Annotated in this window: 5 protein-coding genes; 4 read left to right on the forward strand and 1 reads right to left on the reverse strand. The window is 67.0% G+C overall.

Going from position 1 to position 6000, the window contains the following annotated elements:
• Window positions 1-207: 207 nt before the first annotated feature.
• The gene (locus tag NF876_RS21090) at window positions 208-735 is read left to right on the forward strand and encodes a flavin reductase family protein (protein ID WP_262270600.1); all 528 of its coding nucleotides are present in this window, start codon (window positions 208-210) and stop codon (window positions 733-735) included.
• A 544-nt stretch (window positions 736-1279) separates the two neighbouring features.
• Window positions 1280-3652, forward strand: coding sequence for a PAS domain-containing sensor histidine kinase (locus NF876_RS21095; protein ID WP_262270601.1), 2373 nt, complete (start codon window positions 1280-1282; stop codon window positions 3650-3652).
• A 185-nt stretch (window positions 3653-3837) separates the two neighbouring features.
• On the opposite strand, the gene NF876_RS21100 is transcribed toward NF876_RS21095, so the two are convergent.
• Window positions 3838-4686 (reverse strand): methionyl-tRNA formyltransferase, encoded by an 849-nt coding sequence (locus NF876_RS21100; protein WP_262270602.1) that lies wholly within the window; start codon window positions 4684-4686, stop codon window positions 3838-3840.
• A 196-nt stretch (window positions 4687-4882) separates the two neighbouring features.
• Here NF876_RS21100 and NF876_RS21105 point away from each other — a divergent pair, with 196 nt between their 5' ends.
• Both NF876_RS21105 and NF876_RS21110 read left to right on the forward strand, forming a co-directional pair.
• Window positions 4883-5152 carry an usg protein gene (locus tag NF876_RS21105; RefSeq protein ID WP_210806483.1) on the forward strand — a complete coding sequence of 90 codons (270 nt, stop codon included), beginning with the start codon at window positions 4883-4885 and terminating at the stop codon, window positions 5150-5152.
• 95 nt (window positions 5153-5247) lie between these two features.
• Window positions 5248-5844, forward strand: a complete 597-nt coding sequence (locus NF876_RS21110; RefSeq protein ID WP_262270603.1) for an exopolysaccharide biosynthesis protein — start codon at window positions 5248-5250, stop codon at window positions 5842-5844.
• The last annotated feature ends 156 nt before the right edge of the window (window positions 5845-6000 follow it).

Raw genomic sequence — 6000 nt, forward strand, 5'->3', positions numbered from 1 at the left:
GTGTCTCTAGCAAACGGATTTTCGTTCGACAACGTTCTGTTAAGTTTCCTATCACCACCCATGATGGAATATGCGGCAGGCGCTGATGCAATACTGGGCAAGTTCCGTTCTGCCTACCGCTTCCAAAGGATAAAGCCAGGGGCCATATGGGTCCGAACAGCCTTGTGCTCTGCGGAAAAGCGTGGAAGAGGCTTGCTCCGGATCAGAATGTCGAAGTCTCAAGCCACCCCCACGTCAGCCGCCACAGGGACTGAGAGCCCCGATGCCGTCCTCTTTCGGGAGGGGATGAGCCGGGCGGCCGCGGCCGTTCACGTGGTCACGACCGACGGGGAGGCCGGACGGGCGGGCTTCACGGCTACGGCCGTCACCCCGGTGACCGACAGCCCGGCTTCGCTGCTGGTCTGCGTCAATACGGCGTCCCGGTCCGCGCAGGCCCTGCTGGCCAATCGGGCCTTCTGCGTGAACACCCTGGGAGCCGAGGATCTGACGCTCGCCGATATCTTCGCGGGCCGCACCGGTCTCCAGGGCCAGGACCGCTTCACCGTCGGGACGTGGGAAAAGCTCGTGACGGGCTCGCCGGCCCTGGCGACGAGCCTCGTGTCCTTCGATTGCCGGATCAGCGACGCCCGGGTGGTCGCCACTCACCACGTCATCATCGGCGAGATCGTCCGGATCCGGCTCGGTGAGCGGAAGCCGACCCTGATCTATCAGGGGCGGCACTACCACAAGCTCTGAAAACTGTGGACAGAACGGAAAGGCCTCCTCACCCGCCGTCGCCGGCACATGAGGAGGCCTCCCGGTCCTGAAGGCCAACAGGACAGCCTTCAGGAAACCCAACGATCGAGGCGGGCGACGGTTTCAGCTGGGCCATGCAGTTCCGGTCGTCCGGGTCGTTCCGGCCCGGCCAAAGAAAAAGCCCTTCACGGGGGCGGTGAAGGGCTTTGAGGGTCTCGAAGACCTGGGGGCATTGGCCTTCGTGACGGGTCAATGCCCCAGCGGACGTTCGGTTCCGCGCCGGACCGCTGAAATTCTTGCCCGTCGCCGGCGCGCTCGCGACGGGCAAGACTTTCGGCGGTCCGGGCAAGGATCGCCCCATCCCTTGATCGCCTTTCCGGCGGCGTTATTTTGCCCGGGAACGTCGCGACGGCACGCGTCGAGCCAAGAGGCAGGGGATGTCCGCAAGCCCGACCAGATCAGTCCTCGTCTCGGACGCCGAGGCGCCTCGTCGGGTTCGCTCTTCCACGGTTGGTCGCCTGCCGCACTCCCGGGCAGCCGCCCGATGAACGACGGCGCCCTCGAGGGGGGAACCCCCCGGCCATCCGGGCACCGGGAGGTGCCGGCCCGCCCGACGCCCGACCGATCCCATTGGCCCGCGATCGGCGGCGAGATGGGGGAGCGCATCCGGGCCTACGACTGGGCCTGCACGCCCCTGGGACCCATCCAGGCCTGGCCGCAGAGCCTCCGGACCCTCGTCGACCTCATGCTAGCGTCCCGGCAACCCGCCTGCATCGCCTGGGGGGCGGAATGCACGTCGCTCTACAACGACGGTTTCGTGCCGATCCTCGGCACCAGGCATCCGGCGGCGCTGGCGAAGCCGTATCGGACCGCATGGCCGGAAATCTGGGACGAGTACCGCGCCGTCATCGCGGCCACGATGGCCGGCGAGGCGCAGCATGTCACCGATCGTCCGGTCGTCCTGGCGGCCCGTGCCGACCGGCCCGCGCGATGGCTCACCTTCTCCTGGACCCCGATCCGGGACGAGACGGGGGGCGTTGCCGGCTTCTACTGCGCGGCCACCGAGACGACCGGCAGGATTATTGCCGAAGATGGCCCTCGTGCGAGCCGGGAGCCTGCGCTCCGCGAGACGGGAACGCGCGATCGCGCCCTCTTCGAAGCGCTGGATCAGGGCTTCTGCATCCTGGAGCCCGTTTTCGACAAGCAGGGCCGTCCGGTCGATTACGTCTTCATCGAGGTCAATCCCGTGTTCGAGGCGCAGACCGGCCTGCACGACGTGGCGGGCAGGAGCATGCGCTCGCTGAGTCCCGCCCACGAGGAATACTGGTACGACGTCTACGGCAGGGTCGCGCTGAACGGGGAACCGGCGCGGTTCGAGCACGAGGCGCCCGCCCAGGGGCGGTGGTACGATGTCTTCGCCTATCGGATCGACGATCCGGAGCGCCGTCTGATCGCCGTTCTCTTCGATGACATCACCGAGCGCAAGGTGGCCGAGGATGCCCGCCGGGAAAGCGAGGAGCGGCTCCGTCAGGTCCAGGAGGCCGCCAGGATCGGCAGCTTCGAGTTCGACCGCAGAACCAACAAGGCGATCGCATCGCCGGAATATCTGGACCTCTACGGCCTGCACGAAGACCTCTCCGGCTTCTTCTCGTACGAGGACTGGATCGCCCTCGTGCATCCCGAGGACCGGCCGCGGATCGAGGCGGAAACGCGAGCGGCCGTCGCCGATCCCGGGCGCCGCCAGCTCGACTACGAGTTCCGGATCTTCCGGGCGGATACCGGCGAGCTGCGCTGGGTCACCGCGCGGACCAAGCTCATCCGGGACGCCAACGGGCGGTTCGTCCGTTCGCTCGGCGCCCAGTGGGACGTGACGGCCGAGAAGGACGCCGAGGCCGCCCTGCGCGAGAGCGAGGACCGCTACCGCACCTTCATCGCGCACAGCTCCGAGGGCATCTGGCTTCTCGAGTTCGATCCTCCCCTCGACACGTCCCTGCCGGTGGACGAGCAGGTCAATCTCGCCTACCGCCGGGGACGCTTCGTCGAGTGCAACGACGCCATGGCGGCGATGTACGGGCTCTCGCGGGCCGAGGACATGATCGGCCGTTCGCTCGAGTTCCCGCTGCCGTCGTCCGACCACCAGGCACGGGCTTTCCTCACCGACGTCATCCGTTCCGGATACAGCTTGACCGGGGTCGAATCCGTCGAGCGCGACGCTGCCGGGAACCGCAAGTTCTTCGACAACAGCATGACGGGGATCGTGGAGAACGGCGAGTTGCGGCGGCTCTGGGGGATCCAGCGCGACATCAGCGAGCGCAGGCGCGCGGAGGAGCAGCGCACCCTGCTCATTCACGAGCTGAACCACCGGGTCAAGAACACCCTGGCCACCGTGCAGTCGATCGCCTCCCAGACCCTTCGCAATGCGGCGAGCATGCGCGATGCCAAGGAAGCCCTGGAGGGGCGGTTGATCGCCCTGGCCCGCGCCCACGACGTGCTGACGCGGGAAAGCTGGGAAGGCGCCGAACTTCAGGAGATCGTCGCCCAGGCGGTGGCCCCCTATGCGAGCCGGGGAGAGGATCGTCTCCACCTGAGCGGCCCGGAGGTCCGGCTGTCGCCGCGCATGGCGCTGGCCTTGGCCATGGCGCTTCAGGAGCTCGCCACCAATGCGGTCAAGTACGGCGCGCTGGCGAACGCCACGGGAGAGGTCAGGGTTTCCTGGGACGTCGAGCAGGTGTCGCCTTCGCCTCGCCTTCATCTGCGCTGGGAGGAGACCGGAGGGCCGCCGGTCCAGCCCCCGGGCCGCCGCGGGTTCGGTTCCCGGCTCATCGAGCGCAGTCTGTCGCAGGAGCTCAACGGGGTCGCCCAGATCGCGTTTCGGCCGGCGGGAATCGTCTGCTCGGTGGATGCGCCGCTGGCGTGAGGCGGACGGCTCCCGGTCCGGATCGGGCCGGAACCTTCGGGCCTGCACTCTCCTTGACGGGCAGGTCGTTCTTCAGGGAAACCCGATGTTTAAGCTGATCCGAAACCTCCTCATCCTCCGCCAGGCCTGGAAGATGGTGAAACGCCGCCGGTGACGAAGGAACCGCGTCCCCCGGGAACGAGCGGCTATTTTCCCCGAGCGGGCCCCGGCGCATACGGGCTCCAGCCGGTCACCTGGATGAAGCCGTCTCGGGCGGCGACGACCATGTGCCGACGATGCTTGTGGACCAGGGTCCCGGGCCGGTACCTGTGCGGCTCCTCCCAGCCGGCCGCTTCCCAAACATAGACGTAGCGCGAATCGATCTGCGCGAAGGTCTCGATGGACCCGAACGCCCGGATGGTGCGCAGCACGTCCCGGATCCCCCCCGTCCAATCGACGGTCCTCTGGGCCTGGGTGATCCGCGGCCAGTAGGATCCGGGGCCTTGCGGCCGCGCCTCGGCGCAGAGCCGGGGAAGGTCGTCGGCCAGCTCTTGGGAGATCTCCTTGGCGGCGATCTGGCACTTGGCGAGCAGCGTATCGTGCGTTTCCGTCGGACTCAGAGGGAACCGCCTCCGGACCACGATGGCCCCGGTATCGAAGGCGGGCTCCAGCACATGGGCGGTCATGCCCCATTCGGGCAGGTCGTCCAGGATGGCCTGGAAGAGCGGGTAGGGCCCGCGTCCGACGGGTAAAGGCGAGGGATGGAAGTTGACCGCATAGGGAAGGTGGCGCTCCCAGCCGGTGATCAGCCAGGGATAGCCCGCCACCACGAGGGCCTCGCACCCCAGAGCTCTCAGCCCGGCGAGATCGGCCGGGTGGATCCGCGACATCTGGATCGGCAGCCGCAGGGCGCGGGCGCGGGCGACCGTCACGTCGTTGAAATCGTAGATCCCGTCGCAGGGACGGCTGAAGAGTTTGACAGGCTCCCAACCCCGGGCGAGCAGCGTCTCGAAAACGTCTCCGAGAAAATCGATTCCCGCGAAGGCAAAGCGCATTCCCGGTGATCTCCTCGTCTCGTGGTTCCGTTCAGGCAATCAACGCAAGATCGCGTGGATGTGCAACCCCGTCCCCTTGCAGGAACTTCGGTGTGCACTCAAGATTTAGCCTTGAGCATAGGGCAGGGAACCGCCTGTGCCACCGGGGCGGACACCTGTCGGAACGGCTCGCTTGAGCTTGAGAGAAGGAGTTCGCATGGTATCGAAGGACTTCATCCGCCAGATGGAAGGCTACGGGCTGACGACCGCCAAGATCCTTTACCGGATGCCCGATCACCCGTCCTTCCTGCAGACCTATATCTGGCAGGAATACGACCTGGCTCCCCGGTTTCCGGTCCTGATCGACTTCCTGGACTTCTGGAAGCGTGAGCTTGCCGGTCCTCTGCATTCCGTCACGATCACCCATGCGCAGCTCATCAAGCCCGCCGAGTTCCGGGCCGTTCAGGGAGAAATCAACATCCACTGAGGCCGGAAGCCGAGAGCCTTGACCCAGAGCCTTGGCCCCGGACCCTAACTCGGGTAGAGAGGCGCCCTGAGCATCCCCGAACCTGCCAGGGCTCCTTGTTTTCCAACGCGCGCACTTCTCAAATCCTCCTCGCCCTTGCCTCCCAGCCCGGCGAACGCCTGACCGTGCGCGAGATCATGGCAGTGCTCCAGGACAGGGCCTTCGCCCTTCTCATCGTGCTGCTCGGCCTGCCGAACTGCCTCCCCATGCCGCCGCCGATCCCGCTGGTCTGCGGCCTGCTCCTGACCCTGGTCGCCATCCAGATCGTCTTCGGCCGCGACGCGCCCTGGCTGCCGCGCCAGCTCATGAACAGGTCGGTCGCCCGGACCGACGTGGAGCGCGCCGTGGGACGCGCCATTCCGGTCTTCCGTCGGCTGGAGCGCATCTCGCGGCCCCGGATGACCTTCCTCGACACGCCCTTCACCATGCGTCTGATGGGCGCAGTCATCCTGGTCCTGGCCCTGGGGCTTCTCTTCGCGCCACCTTTCGTGGGGCAGATCCCCCTGGGCCTGGCTGTGTGCCTGGTCGGATTGGGCCTGGTGGAGCGCGACGGCCTCGTGATCCTGGGAGGCCTGGTGATCGGCTCCATCGGCCTCACCTTGAGCCTCGGCTTCGTCTACGCGATCTTCGCCGGGATCGAGAAGCTGATCTAGCGCACCGTGCGGAAAAGTGGACCCGGTTTTTCGCCTCGAACGGTGCGCCGCTCAAAGACTAGAACCTCGGACCCCAAAGTGATGTCCACTTTGGGGTCCGAGGCTCCAGGCGGGCGGCGGCCGGGTCCCGCGGGGGGCGCCCGGAGATGGGCCCGG

Source organism: Microvirga yunnanensis (assembly GCF_025460875.1).

What these genes read in the sequence shown, in the direction of transcription:
- NF876_RS21090 (WP_262270600.1), top strand. Translation starts at nt 208, where the DNA reads ATGTCGAAGTCTCAAGCCACCCCCACGTCAGCCGCCACAGGGACTGAG.
- NF876_RS21095 (WP_262270601.1), top strand. Translation starts at nt 1,280, where the DNA reads ATGAACGACGGCGCCCTCGAGGGGGGAACCCCCCGGCCATCCGGGCAC.
- NF876_RS21100 (WP_262270602.1), bottom strand. Translation starts at nt 4,686, where the DNA reads ATGCGCTTTGCCTTCGCGGGAATCGATTTTCTCGGAGACGTTTTCGAG.
- NF876_RS21105 (WP_210806483.1), top strand. Translation starts at nt 4,883, where the DNA reads ATGGTATCGAAGGACTTCATCCGCCAGATGGAAGGCTACGGGCTGACG.